General features: G+C 70.9%; 26 protein-coding genes, 5 tRNA genes and 1 other RNA gene. 14 read left to right on the top strand and 18 right to left on the bottom strand.

The features are described 5' to 3' along the window. Nucleotides 1–158: 158 nt before the first annotated feature. Both rpmF and ACYVJJ_RS07900 read right to left on the bottom strand, forming a co-directional pair. Nucleotides 159–353 carry a 50S ribosomal protein L32 gene (rpmF, locus tag ACYVJJ_RS07905; RefSeq protein ID WP_460832514.1) on the bottom strand — a complete coding sequence of 65 codons (195 nt, stop codon included), beginning with the start codon at nucleotides 351–353 and terminating at the stop codon, nucleotides 159–161. Nucleotides 354–423: 70 nt separating this feature from the next. Continuing rightward, nucleotides 424–954, bottom strand: coding sequence for a YceD family protein (locus tag ACYVJJ_RS07900; protein ID WP_460832512.1), 531 nt, complete (start codon nucleotides 952–954; stop codon nucleotides 424–426). Between the two features lie 115 nt (nucleotides 955–1,069). Here ACYVJJ_RS07900 and ACYVJJ_RS07895 point away from each other — a divergent pair, with 115 nt between their 5' ends. Both ACYVJJ_RS07895 and ACYVJJ_RS07890 read left to right on the top strand, forming a co-directional pair. Beyond that, nucleotides 1,070–1,435 (top strand): hypothetical protein, encoded by a 366-nt coding sequence (locus ACYVJJ_RS07895; RefSeq protein ID WP_460832511.1) that lies wholly within the window; start codon nucleotides 1,070–1,072, stop codon nucleotides 1,433–1,435. Between the two features lies 1 nt (nucleotide 1,436). Further along, nucleotides 1,437–2,006: a Maf family protein gene (locus ACYVJJ_RS07890; RefSeq protein ID WP_460832509.1), complete on the top strand. Its 570-nt coding sequence runs from the start codon at nucleotides 1,437–1,439 to the stop codon at nucleotides 2,004–2,006. Here ACYVJJ_RS07890 and ACYVJJ_RS07885 read toward each other — a convergent pair. Then, entirely contained in the window at nucleotides 2,003–3,850 is a 1,848-nt protein-coding gene (locus ACYVJJ_RS07885) for a glycosyltransferase family 39 protein (RefSeq protein ID WP_460833342.1), read from the bottom strand. The two genes, ACYVJJ_RS07890 and ACYVJJ_RS07885, sit on opposite strands and share 4 nt — an antisense overlap. A gap of 93 nt (nucleotides 3,851–3,943) precedes the next feature. Between ACYVJJ_RS07885 and ACYVJJ_RS07880 the strand changes: the two genes are divergently transcribed. Genes ACYVJJ_RS07880 through ACYVJJ_RS07865 form a run of 4 tightly spaced genes read left to right on the top strand, consistent with a single transcriptional unit; the run spans nucleotide 3,944 to nucleotide 8,307 of the window. After that, complete coding sequence (locus ACYVJJ_RS07880) at nucleotides 3,944–4,894, top strand: AAA family ATPase (RefSeq protein ID WP_460832507.1); 951 nt, start codon at nucleotides 3,944–3,946, stop codon at nucleotides 4,892–4,894. After that, nucleotides 4,891–5,847, top strand: coding sequence for a DUF58 domain-containing protein (locus ACYVJJ_RS07875; RefSeq protein WP_460833340.1), 957 nt, complete (start codon nucleotides 4,891–4,893; stop codon nucleotides 5,845–5,847). Before ACYVJJ_RS07880 ends, ACYVJJ_RS07875 begins: the two co-directional genes overlap by 4 nt. Further along, entirely contained in the window at nucleotides 5,840–7,786 is a 1,947-nt protein-coding gene (locus ACYVJJ_RS07870; protein ID WP_460832505.1) for a transglutaminase TgpA family protein, read from the top strand. Before ACYVJJ_RS07875 ends, ACYVJJ_RS07870 begins: the two co-directional genes overlap by 8 nt. Before the next feature lie 32 nt (nucleotides 7,787–7,818). Beyond that, on the top strand, nucleotides 7,819–8,307 hold the full coding sequence (locus tag ACYVJJ_RS07865; protein ID WP_460832503.1) for a Slp family lipoprotein: 489 nt from the start codon (nucleotides 7,819–7,821) through the stop codon (nucleotides 8,305–8,307). A 301-nt stretch (nucleotides 8,308–8,608) separates the two neighbouring features. Here the strand turns inward: ACYVJJ_RS07865 and ACYVJJ_RS07860 are convergent, their stop codons facing one another. The 4 genes from ACYVJJ_RS07860 to dnaX form a co-directional block, all read right to left on the bottom strand. Further along, entirely contained in the window at nucleotides 8,609–8,965 is a 357-nt protein-coding gene (locus ACYVJJ_RS07860; protein WP_460832501.1) for a histidine triad nucleotide-binding protein, read from the bottom strand. After that, on the bottom strand, nucleotides 8,962–9,558 hold the full coding sequence (gene recR / locus ACYVJJ_RS07855; protein WP_460832499.1) for a recombination mediator RecR: 597 nt from the start codon (nucleotides 9,556–9,558) through the stop codon (nucleotides 8,962–8,964). The genes ACYVJJ_RS07860 and recR overlap by 4 nt, the downstream gene beginning before the upstream one ends. An 85-nt stretch (nucleotides 9,559–9,643) precedes the next feature. Continuing rightward, nucleotides 9,644–9,970 carry a YbaB/EbfC family nucleoid-associated protein gene (locus ACYVJJ_RS07850; RefSeq protein WP_460832498.1) on the bottom strand — a complete coding sequence of 109 codons (327 nt, stop codon included), beginning with the start codon at nucleotides 9,968–9,970 and terminating at the stop codon, nucleotides 9,644–9,646. Nucleotides 9,971–10,007: 37 nt separating this feature from the next. Next, nucleotides 10,008–11,810: a DNA polymerase III subunit gamma/tau gene (dnaX, locus tag ACYVJJ_RS07845; RefSeq protein ID WP_460832496.1), complete on the bottom strand. Its 1,803-nt coding sequence runs from the start codon at nucleotides 11,808–11,810 to the stop codon at nucleotides 10,008–10,010. Nucleotides 11,811–11,964: 154 nt separating this feature from the next. Here dnaX and ACYVJJ_RS07840 point away from each other — a divergent pair. Both ACYVJJ_RS07840 and ffs read left to right on the top strand, forming a co-directional pair. Continuing rightward, nucleotides 11,965–12,057: transfer RNA gene (locus ACYVJJ_RS07840), tRNA-Ser, on the top strand. Nucleotides 12,058–12,109: 52 nt separating this feature from the next. Then, nucleotides 12,110–12,206, top strand: an RNA gene (gene ffs, locus ACYVJJ_RS07835) — signal recognition particle sRNA small type. Between the two features lie 285 nt (nucleotides 12,207–12,491). On the opposite strand, the gene ACYVJJ_RS07830 is transcribed toward ffs, so the two are convergent. The 3 genes from ACYVJJ_RS07830 to ACYVJJ_RS07820 form a co-directional block, all read right to left on the bottom strand. Next, on the bottom strand, nucleotides 12,492–12,773 hold the full coding sequence (locus tag ACYVJJ_RS07830; protein WP_460832494.1) for a hypothetical protein: 282 nt from the start codon (nucleotides 12,771–12,773) through the stop codon (nucleotides 12,492–12,494). A 71-nt stretch (nucleotides 12,774–12,844) separates the two neighbouring features. Beyond that, nucleotides 12,845–13,621: an MBL fold metallo-hydrolase gene (locus ACYVJJ_RS07825; protein WP_460832492.1), complete on the bottom strand. Its 777-nt coding sequence runs from the start codon at nucleotides 13,619–13,621 to the stop codon at nucleotides 12,845–12,847. Then, nucleotides 13,611–14,360: a 3-deoxy-D-manno-octulosonic acid kinase gene (locus ACYVJJ_RS07820; RefSeq protein WP_460832491.1), complete on the bottom strand. Its 750-nt coding sequence runs from the start codon at nucleotides 14,358–14,360 to the stop codon at nucleotides 13,611–13,613. The genes ACYVJJ_RS07825 and ACYVJJ_RS07820 overlap by 11 nt, the downstream gene beginning before the upstream one ends. Before the next feature lie 21 nt (nucleotides 14,361–14,381). On the opposite strand from ACYVJJ_RS07820, the gene ACYVJJ_RS07815 reads away from it, so the two are divergent. Next, on the top strand, nucleotides 14,382–15,440 hold the full coding sequence (locus ACYVJJ_RS07815) for a glycosyltransferase family 9 protein (protein WP_460832489.1): 1,059 nt from the start codon (nucleotides 14,382–14,384) through the stop codon (nucleotides 15,438–15,440). A 9-nt stretch (nucleotides 15,441–15,449) separates the two neighbouring features. Here ACYVJJ_RS07815 and ACYVJJ_RS07810 read toward each other — a convergent pair whose 3' ends face one another. Continuing rightward, the gene (locus tag ACYVJJ_RS07810; RefSeq protein ID WP_460832488.1) at nucleotides 15,450–15,854 is read right to left on the bottom strand and encodes a DUF6165 family protein; all 405 of its coding nucleotides are present in this window, start codon (nucleotides 15,852–15,854) and stop codon (nucleotides 15,450–15,452) included. Between the two features lie 113 nt (nucleotides 15,855–15,967). Here ACYVJJ_RS07810 and ACYVJJ_RS07805 point away from each other — a divergent pair. Continuing rightward, nucleotides 15,968–16,058: transfer RNA gene (locus ACYVJJ_RS07805), tRNA-Ser, on the top strand. A gap of 267 nt (nucleotides 16,059–16,325) precedes the next feature. After that, the gene (locus tag ACYVJJ_RS07800) at nucleotides 16,326–17,030 is read left to right on the top strand and encodes a PP2C family protein-serine/threonine phosphatase (RefSeq protein WP_460832487.1); all 705 of its coding nucleotides are present in this window, start codon (nucleotides 16,326–16,328) and stop codon (nucleotides 17,028–17,030) included. Between the two features lie 3 nt (nucleotides 17,031–17,033). Here the strand turns inward: ACYVJJ_RS07800 and dnaQ are convergent, their stop codons facing one another. Further along, nucleotides 17,034–17,768 carry a DNA polymerase III subunit epsilon gene (dnaQ, locus tag ACYVJJ_RS07795; RefSeq protein ID WP_460832485.1) on the bottom strand — a complete coding sequence of 245 codons (735 nt, stop codon included), beginning with the start codon at nucleotides 17,766–17,768 and terminating at the stop codon, nucleotides 17,034–17,036. 17 nt (nucleotides 17,769–17,785) lie between these two features. Further along, nucleotides 17,786–18,238: a ribonuclease HI gene (rnhA, locus tag ACYVJJ_RS07790; protein ID WP_460833338.1), complete on the bottom strand. Its 453-nt coding sequence runs from the start codon at nucleotides 18,236–18,238 to the stop codon at nucleotides 17,786–17,788. A 295-nt stretch (nucleotides 18,239–18,533) separates the two neighbouring features. Here rnhA and gloB point away from each other — a divergent pair, with 295 nt between their 5' ends. The 3 genes from gloB (at nucleotide 18,534) to ACYVJJ_RS07775 (ending at nucleotide 21,328) form a co-directional block, all read left to right on the top strand. After that, a complete protein-coding gene (gene gloB / locus ACYVJJ_RS07785; protein ID WP_460832484.1) occupies nucleotides 18,534–19,316 on the top strand; it encodes a hydroxyacylglutathione hydrolase in 783 nt (260 codons plus the stop codon). Continuing rightward, nucleotides 19,313–20,461 carry a lytic transglycosylase domain-containing protein gene (locus tag ACYVJJ_RS07780; RefSeq protein WP_460832483.1) on the top strand — a complete coding sequence of 383 codons (1,149 nt, stop codon included), beginning with the start codon at nucleotides 19,313–19,315 and terminating at the stop codon, nucleotides 20,459–20,461. Before gloB ends, ACYVJJ_RS07780 begins: the two co-directional genes overlap by 4 nt. Nucleotides 20,462–20,533: 72 nt before the next feature. After that, the gene (locus ACYVJJ_RS07775) at nucleotides 20,534–21,328 is read left to right on the top strand and encodes an enoyl-ACP reductase FabI (RefSeq protein WP_460832481.1); all 795 of its coding nucleotides are present in this window, start codon (nucleotides 20,534–20,536) and stop codon (nucleotides 21,326–21,328) included. Between the two features lie 148 nt (nucleotides 21,329–21,476). Here the strand turns inward: ACYVJJ_RS07775 and ACYVJJ_RS07770 are convergent, their stop codons facing one another. The 5 genes from ACYVJJ_RS07770 to ACYVJJ_RS07750 form a co-directional block, all read right to left on the bottom strand. Next, a complete protein-coding gene (locus tag ACYVJJ_RS07770) occupies nucleotides 21,477–23,447 on the bottom strand; it encodes a SurA N-terminal domain-containing protein (RefSeq protein ID WP_460832480.1) in 1,971 nt (656 codons plus the stop codon). 115 nt (nucleotides 23,448–23,562) lie between these two features. Further along, nucleotides 23,563–23,639, bottom strand: a tRNA-Asp gene (locus ACYVJJ_RS07765). 108 nt (nucleotides 23,640–23,747) lie between these two features. After that, a tRNA-Asp gene (locus tag ACYVJJ_RS07760) sits at nucleotides 23,748–23,824 on the bottom strand. A 27-nt stretch (nucleotides 23,825–23,851) separates the two neighbouring features. Continuing rightward, nucleotides 23,852–23,926 (bottom strand) — tRNA-Val (locus ACYVJJ_RS07755). 55 nt (nucleotides 23,927–23,981) lie between these two features. Next, on the bottom strand, nucleotides 23,982–24,404 hold the full coding sequence (locus tag ACYVJJ_RS07750; protein ID WP_460832478.1) for an HU family DNA-binding protein: 423 nt from the start codon (nucleotides 24,402–24,404) through the stop codon (nucleotides 23,982–23,984). Nucleotides 24,405–24,424: the final 20 nt, after the last annotated feature.

Below are 24,424 nucleotides of genomic sequence, written 5' to 3'. Positions count from 1 at the left end.
CGTGCCTCGACGATGGGGAGTGCGTGCGGGCGGCGCGCGCACGACGCAGAAACCGAAAACGGATGCGACCCGTGGGATCGCATCCGTGGCATGCGGGTTCGACCCGCGAGGGCCGCGACACGCGCGGCCCGCCTACCGGGCGCCGGGCGCCCGCAGGCTCACTCTTCGTCGGCGATCTTGGTCTTGGTGTCGATGACCTTCTTGCCGCGGTAGTAGCCGTCGGCCGTGACGTGGTGGCGCAGGTGCGCCTCGCCCGTCGTCGGATCGGTCGAGACCTGCTTCGGGCTCAGCGCGTCGTGGGCGCGGCGCATGCCACGGCGGGACGGGGAAACGCGGGACTTCTGGACGGCCATCGGGGTGCTCCGGTGAAACGTGTGGCGGCGTCGGGCATGGAAGCCCGGGCCGAAAGGTGGAAATTATCGCCTATTCGGGGCGTTTCTTCAGCGCGGCGAGGGCGGCGAACGGATTCGGCTTCGCCTCGTCCTCTGCTTCCCCGGCCGTCCATTCGCGCTCGACGGCCTCGGTACCCGGCATGATCGGCACGACCGGCACCGCGAGGATCAGCTCGTCCTCGATGAGATCCAGCGTCCGCAGCTCGCCGCTTTCGTCGACCAGCAGCGCCTCGTAACCCGGCGGCAGGGCCGACTCGTCGGCCTCGTCGCGGATCAGCCCCATGCGCTGGTCGATCTCGACCGGCAGCAGGAAGCGCTCGAGCGTGCGCTGGCAGACCAGCGGGAACGACGTGCTCGCCCTGACTTCGACATAGGCCACGCCGAGCGTGTCGCGATCGAAGTCCAACGAGAACACGACCTCGCCCTCGGGCTCGGCGAGCAGGCTGCCGAGGCGCTTGAGCGATGCGAGCGGGACGCGCCCTTCGAGGCCACGACGGGCCGTCACCTGGCGCCAGGCGTCCAGGGTCTCGGGCACCGGGGTTCGGGACGATTCCACGGACATAAGCCGCGGAATGGTAGGGGCCGGTGAACGGACTGTCAAACCGCGACGCAGGCCCGTCGCGTTGCGGCGTTGACGCCACGCGCGTCAGACTTCGCGGACGCCCCGGGAGACCGTAGTGACCGTTGCTGCCCTGATTCTCGCTGCCGCCGCCGCGGTCACCGCCGTCCTGCTGTTCCGCCGCTCGCACCGCCCGACGCCCCACCAGCGCGCGGTCCGGGACGTGCTCGACGCGGCCGACGCCCTCGAGGACCGCCTGCGCGCCGCGCGCGCGGAGATCGAGGCGGTGGCCGGCGAAACCGGGCCCGACCCCGTCGCCGACGCGATGCGCGAGATGCTCCGCCAGCGGCTGTGGCTGCGCGACCACGGCGAGGACGCCACGCCCGAGCAGCTCGCCGGCGTGCGCGACGCCATCGACGCCGCCCGCGGGCGCATCGAGCACCAGCTCGAGCGCATCGAGGAAGCGCGGCTCCCGCGCGCCTGACATGACGCTGGTCCTCGGCTCCACCTCGCGCTATCGCCGGGAACTGCTCCAGCGCCTCGGCCTGCCCTTCGACTGCGCACGTCCCGACGTCGACGAGACGCCGGTGCCCGGCGAAGCCCCGGGAGCGATCACGCGCCGGCTCGCCGAGGCGAAAGCGCGCGCGGTCGCGTCCGCTTACCCGGCCGCTTGGGTCATCGGGTCCGACCAGCTCGCCGAACTCGACGGCCAGCCGCTCGGCAAGCCGGGGGGCCGCGAGGGCGCCTTGCGGCAGCTCGGTTCGATGTCGGGGCGCGCGGTGGTCTTCCACACCGCCGTCTGCGTGCACGGGCCCGCGGGTACCTGGCTCGAATCGGACCGGACGGTCGTCCGCTTCCGCGCGCTCGCGACGGACGAGATCGAGCGCTACGTCGATGCCGAGCAGCCGTTCGACTGCGCGGGCAGCTTCAAGTCCGAGGGGCGCGGCATCACGCTTTTTGACGCGATCGAGACGCTCGACCCGACCGCGTTGATCGGCCTTCCTCTAATCGCGACGGCGCGCCTGCTGCGGCGTGCGGGCTACGCCCTGCCCTAGCGCGCGACCTCGATCGGCACCTCGGCCCACGGCTCCACGCTGCCGTCCCGGCCATGCAGGCGCAGGCCGAGCCAGTGGCGACCGGGCGCCAGGCCGCTGACGTCGACGCTGCCTTCGTAGCCTAGGCGCGGCCTGCCGGGATCGCTGAGGCCGGGCCAGGATTTGTCGAGCCCTTCGAACGGCTGTCCGTAGTCGAGCGTCGCGACGGGGCGGCCGTCGAGCGTCGCCTCGACGCGCTCGATGCCCACGCCGTTCTTGAACGCCCAGCCGCGCACGGCGACCCGGCCGCTCACGCGCGCGCCCGCGGCGGGACTGTCGATCCATGCCATCGCGGGCGTCGTGCACGGGCCCTCGCGCAGACCGTCGAGCCGGAACAGCGCGAGCCGCTGGCGCCCGTGATCGACGTTGAGGATGCGCGGCGGCGGCAAGGGACCAATGCGCCTGCACAGCTCGAGGTAGCGCGCGTGCAGGTGCTTGAACTCGACCTCGCTGACACCTACCGCGAGCAGCACGGGGCCCTTGCGCAGCATCGCGCGGGGATCGGCGTCGAGCCCCCACAGATCCAGCTGCGGCGCGCGACCGTGCTTTCGGTTGAGTGGATGATCCAGCACGGGGATACGCGGATCGCCGAGCGCGAAGCCGAGCTCGGCACCCAGCTTGAAGTTGTCGGCGAGCACGCGGCTGCCCGGCGGCATCGCGGCGAGCTCCTTGCGCACGGCCCAGGCGACCTCGTCCCAGCCGGCGAAGTTCGCCGGGTACCACTTCTCCGCTGCAGTACGCGCGCGCACGTCCGGGATCGATACCGCGACGTAGTAGCCCAGCACACTCGCGAGGCCAAGCGCGGCGGTCACTACGGTCGCGATGCGCGCGCTGCGCGACCAGCGCTCGAGATACCGGGGCAGCAGCGGCAGCAGCGCAAGGAAGCCCGGCACCGGCCAGTGGAAGCTCACCCGCTCGGTGTCGGCGAAGAAGCCGAGCAGGAAGAAGCCGCCGACCATCAACAGACCGAGAGACGCGAAATAGCGTGCCGACATGAGCGGGCTGTGGCGCGCGTCGCGGCCGGCCTGGAGCAGCGCGACGAACAGCAGCGGCGTGACCAGCAGCGCCTGGATGGCGATGAACCAGATCCCGTCGGAGTGGAACGCCCACGGATGCCGATCGACGAGCTGGAAGCGCAGGCCCGCGTCGGCATTGTCGTAGTTCCAGGCGACGAGCGGCGCCCACGCCGCGGCGCCGACCGCGATCGCGATCAGTACGCGCGGATCGCGAAGGATGCGGCGGCCCTCCGCCATCAGCGCCAGCGCGACGAAGCCGACGGCGATCACCGCGATGAAGCGGTAATGGCTCAGCGCGCCCAACGCGAGACCGAACGCGAGCTCGAGCGCGTGCGCGGCATCGACGCGACGCAGCAGCGCCGCGCCGGCGTCGATGCACAGCAGCGTCGCCAGCGCCATCACCGGATCGGGAACCGCGAGCAGGCCGAGCGTCCCGGCGAGCGGCAGCAGCAGCGCGAAGCTGCCCGCGATCCAGCCTTCCAGTGCGCCGAATGCGCGCCGCGTGATGCGCACGACGAGGATCGGCACCAGTGCCGCGAGCGCGAGGAACGGCAGGCGCACCGCGAGCGGATGCGGGCCTGCGATCTCCACCCCGAGCCGGGTCAGCCAGGCGGTCAGGCCCGGCAGGTCGGAATAGGCCGGCGCGAGGTGCTGGCCCTCCTGCCAGTAGAACGCCTCGTCGACGAACAGGGGCAGGTGCGCGGCAACGACCAGCTTGACCGCCAGCACCACGCACCAAAGCGCCCAGAACACGCCCCGCGCGTGTCCCGCCGCGGGCTCCGACTGCATACTCATCCGACCTCGCTACACTCGGTGCGGGCCCGTCGTCGGGCGCGCAGGGCGGCCACGCGGCCGCGTCGAATCCACTCCGCGGAGACACAGATGGCGTCAGGCACGGCGGCGGGCATGCTAACCCAGGCCCTGCGCGATGCCCTTGACCGGGCACAGACGCAGGTCAACTCGCTCGTGCTCGGCAAGGCGCACGAGGTGCGGCTCGCACTCGTCGCGCTGCTGTCGGACGGGCACATCCTGATCGAGGACCTCCCCGGCCTCGGCAAGACCACGCTCGCGCATGCGCTCGCGGCCACCGCGGGCCTGCAGTTCCAGCGCGTGCAGTTCACCTCGGACCTGCTGCCGGCCGACATCCTCGGCGTGTCGATCTACGACACGTCGCGACAGGCGTTCGAGTTCCATCCGGGCCCCGTCTTCAGCCAGGTGCTGCTCGCCGACGAGATCAATCGCGCGCCGCCGCGCACGCAGAGCGCGCTGCTCGAGGCGATGGCCGAGCATCAGGTCACGATCGACGGCGTGACGCGCCCGCTGCCCGAGCCCTTCTTCGTGATCGCCACGCAGAACCCGGTGGACCTGTCCGGCACGTATCCCCTGCCCGACTCGCAGCTCGACCGCTTCCTGCTGCGCCTCACCCTCGGCTACCCCGGCGAGGACGCCGAGCGCGCGCTGCTCGCCGGCACGGACCGTCGCGAGCTGATCGCCCGCATCGCGCCGCAGTTCGAGGGCGACCAGTTCGCGCAGGCGCGCGCTGCCGCCGCGCAGGTGCACGCGAGCGACGCACTGATCGCCTATGTGCAGGCGCTGCTCGCGCGCAGTCGCCGGCACCCCGGCGTTCGCGTCGGCCTGTCGCCCCGCGCGGGCCTCGCCCTGCTGCGCGCGGCACGCGCGCATGCCCTGCTGCTCAGGCGCGGCCATGTGGTGCCGGAGGACGTGCAGGCGCTGTTCTGCCACGTCGCCTCGCACCGGCTCGTGGTCGACACCGATGCCGGCAGCGACACCGCCGCCGCGAAGGCCATCCTGCACGCGGTGCCGGTCGACTGATGGCCTCGCGCGGCACGCTCGCGCAGCGGCTCGTGGCGCTGGCGCGGCCGCGCCAGCCCGAGGCGCTGCCCGTGCGTTTCGACCGGCGCCGAATCTACGTGCTGCCCACCCGGTTCGGCCTGTTCTTCGCGGCGCTCGTCGCCGTGATGGCGCTCGGGGCGCTGAACTACAACAACAATCCCGCGCTTCTGATGGCGCTGCTCCTCGCAGGCGCGGCGATGGCGGGCCTGGTGGCGGCGCAGTTGCAGCTCAGCGGCCTGGAGGTCACCGCGGTCGAGGCCGAGCCGGTCTATGCCGGCAAGCCGCTGCGCGTGCACGTGCATGCGCGGGCCGCCGATGCACGCCTGCGCACCGGGTTGCGGGTCGATGCGCCGGGCGTCGCTGGCGTGCCGCTGGTGCTGCGCGACGGCGCCGGTGTCTCGGTGCTCGAGGTCGAGACGCACGAGCGGGGCTGGATCGACGTGCCGCGCCTGCGGATCGCGACGACCTGGCCGCTCGGACTGGCGCGCGCGTGGTCGCACGTCTGGCCGGAGCGCCCGCTCCTGGTCTATCCGCAGCCGGAGCCGATGGGGCCGCCGTTGCCGACGGGTTCCGGCGATCCGGCCGCGCGCCGCGTGCATCCGGCGGGCGACGACGTGCACCACCTGCGCCCGTATCGCCCGGGCGATCCGCCGCGCACCATCGCCTGGAAGCCGTCCGCACGCCGCGGCACCCTGCTCGTGCGCGAATACGAGCAGCCGGCGGGGGTGGACATCGAGCTCGACTGGCTTGCACTCACCGCGTTGCCGACGGAGCCGCGCATCGCGCGCCTCGCGCGCTGGGTCGAGGAAGCCGAGCGCGACGGTCGTCGTTATCGCCTGCGGCTGCCCTCACAGCCGGCGCTCGGTCCGGACCAGGGCCCCGCGCATCGCCATGCCTGCCTGCGCGCCCTCGCGCTGCTGCCCCATGGCTGAGGCACGCTCGCCCGCACTGGATCCCGGCAGCCGGGCGTGGGCGCTGGCCGTGACGGTGGCCTGCCTGGCGCCGCTGCTGCTGCAACTCCCCGGCGCGACCGCCCTCGCCATCGGGGGCACCGGGCTCGTGATCGGCGCGATCTCCTGGCGTCGTGCCCTTCCGTTCGCCGCGCGTGCGCTGCTCGCGGCCGCGATCATCGCCGCGGTGGTGGCGCAGTTCGGCATGCAGTTCGGTCGCGACACCGGGTGCGCGCTTCTCGGCGCGATGCTCGCGCTCAAGCCCGCAGAGACCATGAGCCTGCGCGACGCGCGCAGCCTCGTCGGCTTCGCGCTGTTCGCGCCGTTCTCCACGTTCCTCCTCGACCAAGGCCCGACGACGCTCATTCTCGGGCTCGTCGCGAGCCTGCTCGCGCTCGGTGCACTCCAGCGGCTCACCGCACTCGAGAGCGGCATCGCGCCCCCACCGCTGGCGCGACCCGTGGTGCATGCACTCCGCCTCGTCGCCTACGGCCTGCCGCTCGCGATGGCGGTGTTCTGGCTGTTCCCCCGCATCGGCACACCACTCTGGGGCGTCCCCGACCGTGCGAGCGCACGCTCGGGATTGTCGGACGAGATGTCACCCGGCGACTGGGTCTCGCTTCTGGCCGACGACTCGATCGCGGTGCGCGCGCGTTTCGACGGGGCGATGCCGCCCCGGTCGGCGCTGTACTGGCGCGGCCCGGTCCTCTGGGATTTCGACGGGCGCAGCTGGCGTCGCCCCGCCGGGCTGGGCCGCATCGACATGCCCGATCCGGTCCCGGGCGCGACGACCTGGACCTATACGCTCGAGGTCGAGCCGACCGACCGCAGCCAGCTCGTCGCCCTCGACATGCCGCTCGCCGCCCCCGGCGGCGCCCGGATGCGCGAGGACAGCAGCCTCGTCGCGGAGCGACCGCTCGCGAGCCTCACGCGCTGGCGCATGACCTCGGCGCTTCCGTCCGCGTATCGAGGTGCCCTGCCGGACGACGCCAGGCGCCGTGCGCTCGCGCTGCCGGCCGGCTTCAATCCGCGCGCCGTCGCGCTGGGCCGCGACCTGAAACGGCGCCTGCGCGACGATGAGGCAGTGATCGATCACGTGCTCGGCTGGATCCGCAAGGATTTCGCCTATTCGATCGCCGCGCCGCCGCTCGGGCGCGATACGGTCGACGAGTTCCTCTTCGGCACGCGCCTCGGCTACTGCGAGCACTTCGCCGGCGCGTTCACCGTGCTGATGCGCTCGGCCGGCATTCCGACGCGCGTCGTGACCGGTTACGTCGGTGGGCAGCGCAACCGCATCGGTGGCTACTGGATGATCCGCCGCATGGATGCGCATGCGTGGACGGAAGTCTGGCTCGAGGGGCGCGGCTGGGCCCGTGTCGATCCGACTGCGGCGGTCGCACCCGAGAACATCTACGACACCCTCGAGGACCAGCTTCCTGCCGATGGACTGATCGGCGCGATCCAGGGTGGCGACGGCATCGTGCAGGTCGGCGACTGGCTGCGACAGAACTGGAACGACCTGGTGCTCGGCTTCGATGCGAACCGGCAGGCGCGGATGTTCCGGCCCCTGGGCCTGGAGCGCGTCGGCCCCGAGCAGCTCGCGATCCTCTTCGCGGTCGCCACGTCTCTCGCACTCGGCCTGATGGTCGCGCTCAGCCTGCGCGGCCCGCGCGAGCGCGATCCGGTGCTGCGGGCCTGGCATCGGCTCGGCGCACGCTATGCGCGCCGTGGCCTCGGACGCGCGGCGCATGAACCGTCGACGACATGGGCTGAACGGATCGGTAAATCGGGCGCGGCTTCGGCCGGGGAACTCGTCGATCTCGCCGCCCGCTTCACACGCTGGCGGTACGCTGGATCCATCGCGGACGGCGAGTCCGCCCGGCGACTGGCGCGCGACCTGCGCGCGCATCGTCCCCGGTGAACGGCGCTGGACGCGCTCCAACGGAGTAGCCCATGAACATCGCACGCCCCCTGCTGGTGTCCGCCCTCGCCCTCGGCCTCGCCGCGTGCGTCACGCAGCCCCGACCGCTGCAGGGCGAGTTCACGCAGATCACACCGCGCGAAGCCGTCGACCGCGACAGCACTGGTGCCGTGGTGCGCTGGGGCGGTCGCATCGTCGAGGTCGAGCCGCAGGCGAACCGCACCTGCTTCCACATGATCTCCACCCGCCTCGACACGTACGGACGCCCGTACTGGGCCAGTGACGACGTCGGCGGGCGCTTCGTCGCCTGCCGCAACGGCTTCTACGACCCGGCGGTCTTCGAGCGCAATCGCGAGGTGACCTTCACCGGCCGCGTCGACGGTTACGACAACCGCCGCATCGGCCAGTACGACTACCGCCTGCCGCGCATCGCGGCGGACGTGGTCTACCTCTGGCCCGTGCGCGAGCGGGTGAACGTGGTGACGCGCCCGGCGCCCTGGCCCTGGTGGGGCTGGTGGTGAGTGGTCCTGACCGAAAAAGCCCGGCGATGCCGGGCTTTTTCATGGCGCGCCTGCAGGGCCAACAAAACGCGCGCCGCCCCGATACGACGCCACGGCACGTCCGCGCAGCCCCATACATCGATCCGGACATGACCGGGCGTCGCTCACACCGGGGGACGCCCGCGAACACCCGAGAGGCGCAACGCCGATAGCGGATGCAACGTCCTCGGCGCCGGCGCGGCGAGGTCTGTGCCCAATGACAGGGAGACAACGCCGCCCACGCCGGGACGCCTCGTGGCTTACGACGTTCCGATCCCCGCGCTCAGCGCGACATGCCGAACCCGCCCAGCGGCGCGCCGGCCAGCAGGTGCAGATGCACCTGGAAAACGGTCTGTCCGCCGTGCCCGTTGCAGTTCATCACCACGCGATAGCCGTCGTCCGCGAAACCCTGCTCGCGCGCATGGCGCGCGGCCGCCAGCATCAGCCTGCCCAGCAGCGCGGCATGCTCCGGCTTCGCGTCGTCGAGCGTCGCGATGGGCACCTTCGGCACGAACAGCACGTGTACCGGGGCCGACGGCGCGATGTCGCGGAAGGCGATGAGGTCATCGTCCTCGTAGACGATGTCGGCGGGGATCTCGCGGCGGATGATCTTGCCGAAAATCGTGGTGTCGGTGGTCATTCGCTGATCTCCGTGCGGCTGCCGAAGGCATGCGAGAGCGTGCCGCGGTCGACGTATTCCAGCTCGCCGCCGAGCGGCACGCCGTAAGCGAGGCGGCTGGGGCGCACGCCCTGCTGGCGCGCGAGCTGCGCGAGGTAGTGCGCGGTCGCCTCGCCTTCCACGGTCGGATTCGTCGCGATGATGAGCTCGCGCACTTCGCCCTCGCCGAGCCGCTTGGCGAGGCGATCAAGGCCGAGTTCGCGCGGGCCGATGCCATCGAGCGGCGAAAGCCGGCCCTGCAGCACGTAGTAGAGGCCCCGATAGCCGGTGGCCTGCTCGATCGCGAGTCGGTCGGCGGGTGTCTCGACCACGCACAGCTGGTCGGCATCACGCGAGCCGCTCGCGCAGACCGCGCACACCGGCGTCTCGCTGAAATCGCGGCAGCGCTCGCAGTGGCCGATGCGGTCCACCGCCTCGGCGAGCACCTGCGCAAGGTGCTGCCCGCCCGAGCGCTCGCGCTCGAGCACGTGGTAGGCCATGCGCTGCGCGGACTTCGCGCCCACGCCCGGCAGGATGCGGAACGCGTCGATCAGCTGTTCGAGCAGTGAACTCATTCGGAGCCTCCCGCCACCGCGCACCGGCCGGTGGTCCGTGCCCCGCAGCAGAACGCAGGGCGCATGCAGGGCATGTGCAACGGGCTCAGAACATCCCCGGCAGCTTCATGCCCGGCGGCAGCGGCATCCCGGCGGTGGCGGCGGACATACGCGCCTGCGACTCGGCATTGGCCTTGTTGACGGCGTCGTTGAACGCGGCGGCGACGAGGTCCTCGGCCATCTCCGGATCCGACAGCACGCTCGGGTCGATGCGCACCTTGCGGCACTCCATGCGACCGGTGATCGTGACGCTCACCATGCCGGCACCGGCATTGCCGGTCACCTCGATCTTGGCCAGATCCTCCTGCGCGCGTGCAAGGTTCTCCTGCATTTTCTGCGCCTGCTGCATCAGCTGTCCGATGTTTCCACGCATTGCGGTGTCCTCTGGCCGGTCGGCCTTGGGGAAAGGGTCAGTTCTCGAGCGGACGCACCGACTCGGGGACGATGCGGCCGCCCTGCGCCATCAGGCGGCGCACGTCGGGATGCTGCTCGAACTCACGCTCGGCCTCGGCCTGACGCGCATCGCGCGCGCGATCGATGTGCACGCGCAGGGAGTCCACGGGCTGCTCGGGCGTCTCGAAGCGGATTTCCGGCGGCGCGCCGAAGCGCGGCGCCAGGGCCTCGGCGAGCATCTTCACCATCGCCGTGCCGCGCAGGTGCTCGTCCGACGGCTCGATCGACAGGCGCACGGCGCCGTCGGAGCAGCCGAGGAAGCCGGCGTGTTCGGCGAGCAGCCGCGCCGGGCCGCGCAGGTCGCAGTCGGCCACCCAGTCGCGCCAGGCATGCGCGTCGACGAGGCCTCCGTCGGCGGCCGCGCGCATCCCGGTGGTCGATGGCGAGGGAACACTTGCCGACACGGGGGATGAAGCCGGGCGGCTGTCGGTCGCTACCGGTGCGGGCGCGGCGCCATGACCGGGAGGAGCGCTCGCGACGGGCGCAGGCACGCCCACTGGAGTCGATGAAGCTCGCGTAGGCGCGGGCGCCGGCCCGCCCGACGTTTCGAGCGCAGCCGCGGCCTGCGGCGCGGCGTCACGACCGGCGGACGCGGATGCGCGGCCGGGGGCCGCCGGCCCACCCGCCAGCTCGCGGCGTGCGGCATCCGCGCCTCCCGGCGTCGATTCGCGCGCGCCGCCGGAGGCCGGACGGAACGCCAGCATCCGCAGCATCACCATCTCGAACCCCGCGCGCGGGCTCGGCGCGAGCGGGAGGTCGCGCCGTCCCGCGAGCGCCATCTGGTACCAGAGCTGCACGAGCTCGGGGGCGAGCGATGCACCGAGTCCGTCGAGGTCCACGCCGTCGCCCGCGATCTCGGCACCGGGCACGAGCTGCCGCACCTGCACGCGATGCAGCGCCTCGGCGACAGACTCGAGCACGTCGTCCCAGTCGGGCGAGAACTCGCCGAGCCGCGCGACTTCCGCCAGCAGCGCGGCGCCGTCGGCATCCGCGAGCGCCTGCAGCAGCGCGCCGACACGGCCGCGATCCACCGTGCCGAGCATCCCGGCGACCAGATCGGTCTCCAGGCGCGAGCCCGTGTAGGCGATCGCCTGGTCCAGCAGCGAAAGGCCGTCGCGCAGCGATCCGTCGGCGGCATGTGCGAGCTGGCGGATCGCGCCGTCCTCGGCCGGGATGCCTTCGGCCTCGAGGATGCGGTGCATCTGCCCACCGATCTGCTGCTCGTCGAGGCGCTTGAGGTTGAACTGCAGGCAGCGCGACAGCACGGTGACCGGCAGCTTCTGCGGGTCGGTGGTTGCGAGCAGGAACTTGACGTGCCCCGGCGGCTCCTCGAGCGTCTTCAGCAGCGCATTGAACGCGGATTTGGACAGCATGTGCACCTCGTCGATGAGGTACACCTTCACCCGGCCGCGGCTGGGCATGTACTGCGCGTTGTCGATCACTTCGCGCACGTCGTCGACGCCCGTGTTGCTCGCGGCATCGATCTCGAGAAGGTCGATGAAGCGGCCGGCGTCGATGTCGCGGCAGGAATTGCACTCGCCGCACGGGTCAGCGGACGTACCGCGCTCGCAGTTCAGACTTTTCGCGAAGATGCGCGCGATCGTCGTCTTGCCCACGCCGCGCGTGCCGGTGAACAGGAAGGCGTGGTGCACGCGGCCGCTGTCGAGCGCATTCGTGAGCGCGCGCACGACGTGCTCCTGCCCGACCAGTTCGGCGAAGCGCTTCGGGCGCCATTTGCGGGCGAGGACCAGGTAGGACATCGGGACCAACGGCAGCGGATCGCGCGCGGCGCGCGAGGGACGGCGATTGTGCCAGAGGCCCGTCGCAGCCCGCGCGCGCCTTGTGGGGGGCTCCCGGCGACGCGTACAATCGCGGGTTCCGGGAGCGGCAGGACGCGGCGCCCGGGCCAGGTGCGGAGAGGTGTCCGAGTGGTTGAAGGAGCACGCCTGGAAAGTGTGTAGGCGGCTAAACCCCGCCTCGGGGGTTCGAATCCCCCTCTCTCCGCCATATCACCGCCGCGAACGCGGCAAGCTCCATCCAGTACGTCTCTATGGTGGCCCCGTCGGCCCCTCGCGACGCTAGGTCGAAAACCCCGCCAGGGCCGGAAGGCAGCAACGGTATCGACTGATGCGGGTGCCGAGGCCAGCCGGCGGGGTCATCGCCATTTCGGTAGTCCGTGAGCGGCGTTCGGGTCGCGCGGCGCGCTGGAGCGCACTCGTCATGGCGCTTGATATCCGGAGGTACCGACCGACATGGATCGCGCGGCCGACGTCATCGCAGCCTGACGACCGCCACACGCAGCCGTTGCGGCTTGTAGCGCCCCGGCGCGCTGCAAGGACGACGCGCCACCGGCACCCTATCCCATCCGGCAAGCGCCCTCATCGTCGGCATATCCGCGAACGCTCGCCGTCACCGCGTACGGCGACGCATCGCCTGGATCCTTACTCCGCGTACAGGCCCGCGAAGGCCGACGGATCGGAGACTTCCAGAACCGCGGCCACGAAGTGATGCGGCACGTGCAGGCGCACGTCGACGCTGTTCTCGTCGTCCTGCTCGAGCCCGAGCGTGAGCTCGACGTATTCGCCTTCGAGGTCGACCCGGCGGCACTCGACGTAGGCGCCGAACGAGGCGCCGACGCGCAGCCAGGGCGTGAGCAGCGTGGCGAGCTCGAGACGACCGGGCTCGGTCAGGAACACACTCACGTTGCGGCGGCGCTTGGACATAGGGACTCTCCAGGTCTTTCGAAAAGATTAGGTACCGCGTCGTTGCGGCCACGCGACGGTGCGGTGACGGATCAGCCGCTGCCGTGCCAGGGCGTCGCGACCGGCGCGGTCGGCGGCGCGAGTGCGATGCGCTCGCCGGGGCGACCCACGCGATGGCCGCGCGCGGCGAGTGCCTCGCCGTCCGCCCGGCTCGCGTAGTGGTAGAGCACGCAACGCGCGAGCAGCTCGGGTGGATACTCGCGCTCCAGGTCGTCGATGCCGCTGTGCGACGGATTGCCGTGCAGCGCGCAGTCGTGCGCGACGAGCTCGCCCGCTGCGGCGTAGCGCGCCAGCATCTCGGGGATCGGGCGCGTGTCCCCGCTCCAGACCATGCTTCCCTCCAGCCGCAGGCCGAAGGCGGTGTCCGGCCAGTGATGCCGCACCGGAAATACCTCAAGGCGTACGCCGTCGTGCCAGAACGCATCGCCGACGGGGATCAGCCGGAACGCGTCCCAGAAATTCGCCCCACCCTCGGCAAGCACGTTCGGATAGGCCGCGACACGCTGGTGCAGGAGCGGCACGAGGGCGGCCGGCACGTAGACGACGACCTCACCGCGGCGCGCCGGATCGAAATACGCGTCGACGAAGAGGCGCTCGAAACCGCCCACGTGGTCGAGGTGCACGTGCGTCACGAACAGCGTGCGCGGCGCATGGCCGTACTGCGCGAGGAAGGCGGTAAGCCCTTCCCCGCCGCAGTCGATCGTAAGCCACGGTGCGCCATCGCGCTCGATGGTCGCCATCGCCGAGCCGAGCTCGACCGCCGCCGCGTTGCCGACCCCATGCAGCCGCAGGGCCCAGTCAGGCGTCATCCGAATCCTCCAGCGCGGCGTCGTAGGCCGCACGCAGGCGCGCGAAATCCCGCTCGACGATGTCCGGATCACGCGCGCCGCGGCGCTTGTGCAGCGAGCGCAGCAGGCGCGCGAGGTTCGCTTCGCGCCATGTACGCACACCCGTCCGTAGCGCACCGCGGTCGAGGTCGATCACCCAGCCGCGGCCGCCATCATCGAACAGCAGGTTGTCGGCATTGAGGTCCGCATGGTCGAGCCCGACGCGATGCATCCGCGCCACGAGCCGGCCCGCGGCCTCCCATGGCGCGTCGCCAGCAAGTGCGGCGTCGGCGAGCGTCCGGGTATCGGGCAGGCGCGCCATCAGCAGCGCTGCGCGGTAGTGCAGACCGGAGCGGACGTACCAGGCCGCGATCGGCACCGGGACGTCGAGCCCGCGCGCGAGCACCTCGCGCGTCAGGCGGAACTCGGCGACGCTGCGCACGCGCGCTTCGCCGTGCCAGACGTAACCCGCACGGCTCAGTCGCGCGGCGAGGCCGCCGCGACGGTAGTGCCGGAGCACGCAGGCGCCGAACGGCGCGTCGACGAACCATGCGCTGCCGCGGCCGCCGCTGCCGACCGGGCGTGCCGCAGAACCCCACCAGTCCGGATCGAACCACGCGGCCTGCGCTTGTCCCAGGCGAGAGCGGTCGAACACAATCGCGCCACGTCCGCCCGGGCCGTCGACTTCGATGCGTCCTTCGTCGGCCCGTTCGCGCGCCATCCGCCGGAGTCTAGCAGTCACGTGACACGCCCCGTCCCGCTTCGACCCGATGCGCGCATCTGCCTGCTGCGGCTCTCCGCGCTCGGTGACGTGACCCATGTGCTTCCCCTCGTGCACACGCTCCGCGACGCGATGCCGCAGGTCGACCTGACCTGGGTGATCGGTCGCGGCGAGCATCGGCTGCTGCAGGGGCTGCCGGGCGTGCGGTTCGTGGAATACGACAAGAAGTCGGGCATCGCGGGAATGCGCGAGGTGCGGCGCCAGCTGGGCACGCGCTTCGATGCACTCCTGCAGATGCAGGTCGCCGCACGTGCGAACCTGCTGTCGGCGTTCATCCCGTCGCGCCGTCGGATCGGCTACGACCGCAGCCGCTCCAAGGACCTGCATGGCCTGTTCGTGCGCGAGCGCATCGCCGACCGCCCGGGCATCCACGTGCTCGACGCGATCGGCAGCTTCGCCGAGCCGCTGGGCATCACGCGCAGGGAGGTCCGCTGGGACATGCCCGTGCCGGCCGAGGCCCATGCCTGGGCAGCCGCCCAGTGGCCGGAGGACGGCCGGCCGGTCCTCATGATTTCGCCCTGCTCGAGCCACGTGCTGCGAAACTGGCGCGCCGAGCGCTACGCGGCACTCGCGGACCATGCGGTGGAACGCGGTTGGCGCGTGGTGCTCTGCGGTGGCCGCAGTGAGCTGGAGCGCGCGACCGGCGATGCGATCCTGGCCGCGATGCGGCACCACGCGCTCGACCTGATCGGCAAGGACACGCTCAAGCAGCTGCCGGCGCTGCTCGCGCGCGCGGATCTGCTGGTCACCCCGGACTCCGGCCCCATGCACATCGCCAACGCGATGGGAACGAAGGTCTTGGGCCTGCACGCCGCGAGCAACCCGGCGCGCAGCGGCCCGTACACCGACCGCCGCTACTGTGTCGACCGGTATGACGACGCCGCGCGCCGGCATCGCGGTCGACCGGCCGCGGAACTGCCCTGGGGCACGAAGATCGAGCACGAAGGCGTCATGGACCTCGTCACCGTCGACGACGCGATCGCCGCCTTCGAGCGCTATCGTGCCGATAGCGGCAGGTAGGGCGCGCCCTCAGCCGGCCGGCTGGCGGTAGTCCTCGTACGACTTCTCCTCGACGTAGGACGAGCCCAGGGCCAGGTTGATGTCCTTCTTGATGCGCGCGCGCTCGTCGTTCTCGAAATAGACGGCGCGGGCAAGGCGGATGAACTCGGCATCGAACTCCTGCCGCTTCTCCTTCACCCGGATGTCGTCCTCGATCTCCCACAGCCGCTCGTTGACGGCCTTGAGCTCGGCCCGGAGGCGGACGATGTCGTGGCCGGCGGCGGGGTGCGCCATCCAGGTCTTCTCGAGCGCGGCGAGTTCCTTGCGGACGTTGGCGAGCTTCGCCTCGTCCTTCATGCGCTCGGACTTGATCTGCAGGATGGCGATCTTGTCGAGCAGCTCGCCGAACGACACCGGCACCTGGATCTCGGACATGGGCAGCCTCGGATTCGCGGGGGCGACAGTGTACCCGCCCGTTTCCCGCCCTTGTCGCAGGGCCGCCGGCCGCCGTATCATTCGCGGCCCCGCTGCGCGTCGGCGGGGCCACCGGAGAGGTGGCAGAGTGGTTGAATGTACCTGACTCGAAATCAGGCGTACGTTTATAGCGTACCGAGGGTTCGAATCCCTCCCTCTCCGCCAGATCTGGAAAAGGCTCCCGAAAGGGAGCCTTTTTCTTTTGCGGCGGCATGCCAGCGGCTGTCCTGGTCCACAGGCGGCCCCCGACGGAACGCCGCGTCGCGCGTCCCGATCCGTGGCGAGGCCCCGCCAACCGCGCGGACCTGAGCGAGCGGCAGGCGACTACACCCGCCTGCCGGTCGACGGGTGCACCCTGAGGGATTGCCCGCCTTGCCCTCCGCCCCGCCGGCGCCGATCATGCGACGGGCCAGCCGGCCGGCGTGCGAGCACATGATCGAATACGGACATCTCACCCACGCAGGGCTGCGTCGCGAGCTCAACGAGGACACCTACTACGCCGACGGCGAGCTCGGTCTGTTCCTCGTCGCCGACGGCATGGGCGGCCACGAATACGGCGAGGTCGCCAGTGCGCTCGCACGCGACACGATCGTGCGCGAGGTCCGTGACGGCACACCGCTCGCGCAGGCGATCCGCATCGCCGACGAGGAGATCATCGCGACCTCCCGCCGCCGCAACGATGCACTGCCGATGGGCACCACGGTCGTCGCGCTGCGCACGCGGGGGGATCGCTTCGAGGTCGCGTGGGTCGGCGACAGTCGCGTGTATCTGTGGCGCGACGGCCAGATGCTGCAGCTCTCGCAGGACCACAGCTATGTGCAGGAGCTGATCGCCAACGGTGCCCTTACGCACGAGCAGGCGCGCAGCCATCCGCATCGTAATGTGGTGACCCAGGCCCTCGGCGTCACCGATCCGCGCATGCTCAACGTCGAAACGATGACCGGCGAGCTGCGCCCCGGGATGCAGCTGCTGCTGTGCAGTGACGGCCTCACCGAAGAAGTCGACGATCGCGCGATCGCCGGCGTGCTCTCGCGCCAGGACTGCAGTGCGCAGGAATGCGCGGAGACGCTCGTCGCCGCGGCGCTCGACGGCGGCGGTTCCGACAACATCACCGTGGTGCTCGTGCGCCGGGCCTGAGGTTCACGCGGTGGCGAGTTCGCCGTCCGCGGCGACGTCGACGTAGCGATCCCATACCGCCGCGCCGGCCTTCTTGCGCAGCACCGCGAGGCGCGCCTCGTGCGCGGCGAGCTCCTCGCCCGATACGAGCACGCGCGGCCTCGGCCGGCCCAGGTCGATGTCGAACGGCAGCGCGTCGAGGCCCTGCTCGTCCGTCACCTCGCCGAAGCCGAGGTCGGTCTGGCCGGACGTCAGCCCGATGTAGACCTCCGCGAGCAGCTGGGCGTCCAGCAGTGCGCCATGCAACTGGCGATGCGAATTGTCGACGCCGAGCCGGCGGCACAGCGCGTCGAGCGAATTGCGCTGGCCCGGAAAGCGCTGGCGCGCGAGGAGTAGCGTGTCCTCGATGCGGCAGCGGGCCGCCAGCTTGCCGTGGTGGCCGCCGCACAGGCGCAGCTCGTTGTCGAGGAAGCCGACGTCGAAGTCGGCGTTGTGGATGATCAGCTCGGCGCCGTCGATGAAGGCGATGAAGTCCTCGACGATCTCCTCGAAGCGCGGCTTGTCGGCGAGGAAGTCGCGCGTGAGGCCGGTGACTTCCGACGCGCCGGGCTCGAAGTCGCAGTCTGGATTGATGTAGCAGTGGAACGTGCGCCCGGTCGGGCGGCGCTCCACGAACTCGACGCAGCCGATTTCGACCACGCGGCAGCCGCGCTCCCAGCTGAGCCCGGTGGTTTCGGTGTCGAGGATGACCTGTCGCATGCGGGGGGATTCTGCCATCACCGTGCGAGCGCCGGTGCGCGCACGGTCTCGGCCTGCGCGCGCGCGAGGCGATCGACGCGCTCGTTGTCGGGATCGCCTGAATGCCCCTTCACCCAGTGCCAGTCGATGCGGTGGCGATGCGTGGCCTCGTGCAGGCGCTCCCACAGGTCGCGGTTCTTGACCGCCTCGCCGCCCGCGGTACGCCAGTTGCGGCGGATCCAGTTCGGCATCCACTCGGTGATGCCCTGACGCACGTACTGCGAGTCGGTGAACAGGTCGACGTGGCAACCCTCGGTCAGCGCCTCGAGGGCCCGGATGGCGGCCATCAGCTCCATACGGTTGTTGGTCGTCGCAGGCTCGGCACCGGAGAGCTCGCGCTCGCGGGTGCCATAACGCAGGAGCGCGGCCCAGCCGCCGGGGCCCGGATTGCCCAGGCAGGCGCCGTCGGTGTGGACGTGGACGGATTTCAGGGTCGAGGGGGCGGCGTTCGGCATCCGGGCATTGTGCAGCTGCGCGGGCATCGACCGCTCGTCGGATTCGCTACATACGCCGCGGTACGGATGCGAGCTCTAATGGCATCAAGGCTTTACGCACGGTTCCGCATAGTCAGCCTGCAGTGAAAGGAACGGCCCGCGGTCACCGCGGGTTGACGCGGCCACCGGTGGCGGGCAAGGTCGCCCCTTCTTCGGGACCAGCACCCAGCCGTTCAGCGAGTTCAGGAATGCCTGACAGCTGAGGTGGCACTAACCGATGGAGGTATTGCCCATGCGTCTGCAGTGTGTCCCTGCGCGCGTCGACAATTACATCTGGATCCTGCGCGACACGCAGGGCCGCGCTCTGGTGGTCGATCCCAGTGAGGCGGGCCCCGTGCTTGACGCCGCGAACGCCGAGTCGTTCGAGCCCGCCGCGATCCTCCTCACGCACCACCATGCCGATCACGTCGCGGGCGCCGCGCCCCTGCTCGAGCGCTGGCCCCTCGTGCCCGTCTACGGTCCGGACGACGACCGCGTCGACCTGCCCATGCAGCGCGTCGCCGACGACGCGCGCTTCGCGGTCGCCGGCTGGTCGATCCGCGTGCTTCACGTGCCGGGCCACACGCGCACGCACATTGCTTTCTACGTCGAGACCGCCGGCGACGCGCCGGTGCTGTTCTGCGGCGACACCCTCTTCAGCCTGGGCTGCGGCCGCCTGTTCGAAGGCGACGCGGCGCAGATGGAGGCCTCGTTGGGGAGGCTCGCGGCTCTACCTCCGGACACCCGGATCTGCTGCGGGCACGAGTACACGCTGGCCAATGCCGCATTCGCGGCGGTGGTTGAACCTGACAACACGGCGCTCCGGCGCCGACTGAAGGAGGCCCAGACCATGCGCGACGCCCATCGTCCCACGCTCCCCAGCACCCTGGCCGAAGAACTGGCCTGCAACCCGTTCCTGCGCTGCGACCAGCCGCAGGTGATCGACGCCGCGGCCCGCCGCCTCGGGCGTCGCCCCGCCGATCGCGTCGAGACCTTCGCTGCGCTGCGCGGCTGGAAGGACGGGTTCGCCGCATGAAGACGACCGCCCTCCTTCGCCGCGGCCTCGCCGCCGCGGCCGTCGTGCTGTGCCCGCTCGCCGCCAGCGCTGCCGATACCGCCGGTGCATCGGCCGTGACCGGCCGCCACGTCTACGAGACCTTCCGCGCCGGGCTCGCCGAGCCGTCCTGCCCCGCGACGCCGAGCCGCTGGATGCGCCAGTACGCGCATGCGCCGCAGAAGCTCGCGAGCCGCGGCGACGCCACGCTGTCCACCTTCGCCCACGTGGTGGAATCGCTGCGAGCGGCGAACCTGCCGACCGAATACGCGCTCATCCCGTTCGTCGAAAGCGGCTACAACCCCGCCGCGCGCAGCCCCGCCGGGCCCGCCGGCCTGTGGCAGATGATCGGCTCGACCGCGCGTAACCATAAGGTGCCGATGCGTGCCGGCTACGATGGGCGCATGTCGCCGGTCGACTCCACCCGGGCGGCGGTGCGCTATCTCAAGACGCTGCACGGCATGTTCGGCGGCAACTGGCGGCTCGCGGTGATGGCGTACAACGTCGGCGAGTACCGGGTGATCGGTGCGCTGCGCCGCTCCGGCCAGAGTCCGCGCACCGCCCGTGCCGAGCTGCTTGAAGGCCTGCCGGAGATCACCCGCGTCTACGACGACAAGCTGCATGCCATCTCCTGCGTGTTCGCGCAGGCCGATGCCAAGCCGCAGTGGCTCGCCGCGATCGACCGCCCGGTGCAGCGACTCGCGCCGGTCGCCGGCCCGACGACCTGGGTCGCGATGGAGACGCGCGCGACGCAGCCCAAGGCGCTGCGCAGCGTGCAGGAAGCGCCCGCCGTCCCAGCGCCGTCCGTCGTCGCGGCGGGCTCGGCGATTGCTGCGCTCGGGCAGGCGACGGAATCGCCTGCCTCGAGCGCAGCCGCGGTCACGCCGCTCACGGCGGTGTCTGCCGTCGCGACGACGCCTGCAGCCGCCGTGGCGAGCACTGCCTCGGCCGAGCCCGCGTCGGCCCGGCGCCACACCGTCGTCGCCGGGGAGAGCCTCTGGCGCATCGCCCGGCGCTACGGCGTCAGCGTTTCGCAGCTCCTGAGCCTCAACAGCCTCGACGGCGGTCGCCTGCTCGCGCCGGGCATGGTCCTCGCGATCGACTCGGCGCTCGCGGCGCGCAAGTAGCCCGGCGACCGCACAGCGGGCACACTAGCGCCCCTCGCCCGCCAGCCGGGGGCGCCATTCGTTGGAGAGCACATGGGTTTCCTGCAGGGCAAGCGCGCACTGATCACCGGTATCGCGAGCCAGCGTTCCATCGCGACCGGCATCGCCGAGGCAATGCGCCGCGAGGGCGCGGAGCTGGCCTTCACCTACCAGACCGAGAAGCTCAAGTCGCGCGTGGAGTCCGCCGCCGCCGAGCACGGCAGCGACATCGTGATCCCCCTCGACGTCGCGTCCGACGAGCAGATCGCGCAGTGCTTCGAGCAGCTCGGCCAGCGCTGGGACGGTTTCGACATCCTCGTCCACTGCATCGCCTATGCGCCGCGCGAAGCGATCGAGGGCGAGTTCCTCGATGGCCTGACCCGCGAGAACTTCGCGATCGCGCATGACATCTCTGCGTATTCGCTCGCCGCGATGGCGAAGGCCGCACGCCCGCTCATGAGGGGTCGCAACGGCTCGATCGTGACGCTGAGCTACCTCGGCGCCGAGCGCGCGCTGCAGAACTACAACGTGATGGGCGTGGCGAAGGCATCGCTCGAAGCGACGGTGCGCTACCTCGCGCTCAACCTCGGCCCGGAGGGCACGCGCGTCAACGCGATCTCCGCCGGTCCGATCAAGACGCTCGCCGCGGCCGGCATCGCGAACTTCCGCAAGATGCTCCACCACTTCGAGTCGTACGCACCACTGCGCCGTAGTGTCACGATCGAGGACGTCGGCAACACGGCCGCCTTCCTGTGCTCGGATCTGGCCGCGGGTATCACGGGCGAGGTGACCTACGTCGACTCCGGCTACAACATCCTCGGCATGACCGGCATCGGCGACGACGACTGAACGCCGCTCCGTGTCGACGCAAAAGCCCGGCCTAGGCCGGGCTTTTGTTTTGGGCGATCGACATCGATAGCCATGGATCCGCGTCCGCAAACGCGCGAGGCCCGGCATCGGCCGGGCCTCGCGGGTGCCTGCAGCATCGGCACCGGACTCAGAGCATCGATTCCTGCACCTCGATGCGCATGCGGCGACGCAGCGCTTTCGTCATCGCCTCGACGTCCGTCATGCCGTTGAGCTCCGCGATCTGGCGACGGATCGCCTCGCCCTGGCCGGGCGGCAGCTCGGCGGTCGTGCCCGGCTGCACGCGGTCGACCGTGAACACGATCGCGCGCGCATCGGGCAGCACGTGCGAGCTGGCCGCGACACGGCCCTTCTGCGGAACCACGCCGAACAGCATGTCCGACGAGCCCTCGCCGAAGACATCGGTACCGCGCGGCAGCCCGACCAGCGGGCGCGGCGCGGCCAAGCCCTGCGCTGCCGCGACCTGCGCGAGCGGCTGGCCACCACGCACCTGCGCGAGGACCGCCGCGGCACGTCGTTCGGCCGCCTTGCGCATGCGGTCGGCGCGGACGTCGGCGACCACGCGGTCGCGCGCCTCGGAGAGCGTCAGCTGGCGTGCGGGCCGATGCGCCACCACGCGCAGCAGCACCACGTGGTCGTCGCCGACCTCGAGGGCATCGCTCACCATGCCGTCCTGGATCGCCGACTCGGCGAACGCGGCGCGCTGCACGGCCGGATGCGCGAGCACGCCGGCACCCTGCCCGCGGGCGATCGGCCCGACGCGCTGCGCCTGCAGCCCCGCCGCGCGCGCGGCGGCCGCCAGCGCATTCGGATCGTCGAGCGATGCATCGACGATCTTCGAGGTGAGTGCATTGAAGCGCTTCTCGCGCTCGGTCTTCACGTAATCGGCCGCGAGCGACTCGCGCACCTGCTCGAACGCCTGCTGGCGCCCGGCCTGGACCTCGCGCAACTGGATGACGTGCCAGCCGAAATCCGTCTTGACGGGTGCGCTCACCTGCCCCGCCTGCATCGCGAACAGCGCCTTCTCGAATTCGGCCGCCATGACGCCACGGCCGACCCAGCCCAGGTCGCCACCGTTCGCCTTGGAGCCCGTGTCGTCGCTGTTCGCACGTGCGAGCGCGGCGAAGTCCGCACCCGGCGCTCGCGCTTGTGCGGCAATGCGCTGCGCCTTGTCGCGCGCGGCGGTCGCGGCCGCGGCACCGCCGGCGGCATCCACCCGGATCAGGATGTGCGACGCGAGGCGCCGCTCCTCGGCCGTGTAGCGTGCGCGATCCTTCTCGTACTGCTGGCGCAGGACCGCATCGTCGACGACCGGCATCGGCAGGGCCGCGCCGTTGACGTCGACATACTCCACGGTGACGGCTTCCGGCGCGCGGTATCGGTCGCGCCGCTCGCGGTACCAGCGTTCCATCTCCGCGGGCCCCACCGGTGCGGTGTCGATCGCCGGTGCCGGCAGCTCGAGCAGAGTGAAATCGCGGCGCTCGCCGATGATCGCGACGAGCCGCTCGAACTCGCGTCCCGTCACGAAGCTGCTGCCGGCGATCGCCGTCGGTACCGCGCTCTGCACGAGCGAGTCGCGGATCGTCTCCTCGAACTGCGCTTCCGACTGCGGACGGTCCAGCCCGGTGGCGAGGACGCGGCGGTACTGCTGGATGTCGAAGCGCCCGTTCGCCTGGAATGCCGGGATCGAAGCGATCTCCTTGCGCACCATCGTGTCGCTCGCGACGACGCCATGCGTCTCGGCCCACAGCTTCTGCACGCGCTGGTCGACGAGCCGCTCGAGGATCTGGCGCTTGTTGTCGACCGCGTCGAAGGCGCGCAGGTCGAACGCCTCGCCCTGTTCCTGCCGCGCCTGGCGGCGGCGGTTCTCGAGCTCGCTCCGGTACTCGTCCTGGGTGACCTCCGCCTTTGTCCAGACGAAAGGCATCCACGCCGGCGCCGATTCCCACCACGACGGCGGTACCGCGATCGTGGCGACCGCCTGGCTGTTCGACCGCTGGACGTAGTCCGTGATGCCGACGAAGGCGAAAGGCACGATCAGCAGGCCGAGGATGACGGTCGCGAACCAGCCGGAAGTCTTGTCGCGCAGGGTCTGGAGCATGGGAGGACGCGGTCGGGGCGGAGCCGCACAGTGTAGCCGCTCCACGTGCCGTCAACGCCGCGTGAGCCCGGATCACGGGCAACAAAAAAGCGCCGTTTCCGGCGCTTTTCGTAGATGGCGGAGTGGACGGGACTCGAACCCGCGACCTCCGGCGTGACAGGCCAGCATTCTAACCGACTGAACTACCACTCCGCTGTTGCATTGCCTGCGGTGTCTCCACCGCCGAAGACTTCGCGGACGAACCGCCCGGGATCTTCGACCCGGAACACGAAGGCGCCGTTGCCGGCGCCTCGGTAAGAGTGGCGGAGCGGACGGGACTCGAACCCGCGACCTCCGGCGTGACAGGCCAGCATTCTAACCGACTGAACTACCGCTCCACTTTCTTTCCGCCTACCGGGCCGCCGTGGTGGGTGCTGAGGGTTTCGAACCCCCGACCCTCTCCGTGTAAAGGAGACGCTCTACCACTGAGCTAAGCACCCGGCCGTACCGCTGGGCGGTGCCACCAACCCGAACCGGCGCTGGCGTGCGAGTTCGCTAGTTTACAGCGTCCTTGAGGGCCTTGCCAGCCTTGAACGACGGATTCTTCGAGGCCTTGATCTTGATCGTCTCGCCGGTCTTGGGATTTCGGCCCTGGCGCGCCGCGCGCTTGCGAACCTGGAAGGTGCCGAAGCCCACGAGGGTGACGGTGTCGCCCTTCTTCAGCGTCTTGGTGATCACGCTCACCATCGCGTCGACGGCGTTGGCGGCTTCCGTGCGTGACAGCTCGGCGGCGTCGGCGACGGCCGCAACAAATTCGGCCTTGTTCATGCGTAATGCTCCATGGGCGGCGGCTGCCGCACTGTGACGAGCCGGGTCGTCCCGACCTGCGATGCCACCTCCACGCAACGTGCGCGCGGACGGGGTTCCGTTTATACCAGCGCGCGAAACCGGTCGACAAGCCTGAAACCCAGCGCCCACGCGGGTTTCAGGCCGTCGTC

This window comes from Lysobacter humi (ex Lee et al. 2017), from assembly GCF_054781815.1.
Note: the sequence above shows the minus strand (reverse complement) of the source record. Positions and strands in the feature narration are given on the sequence as shown.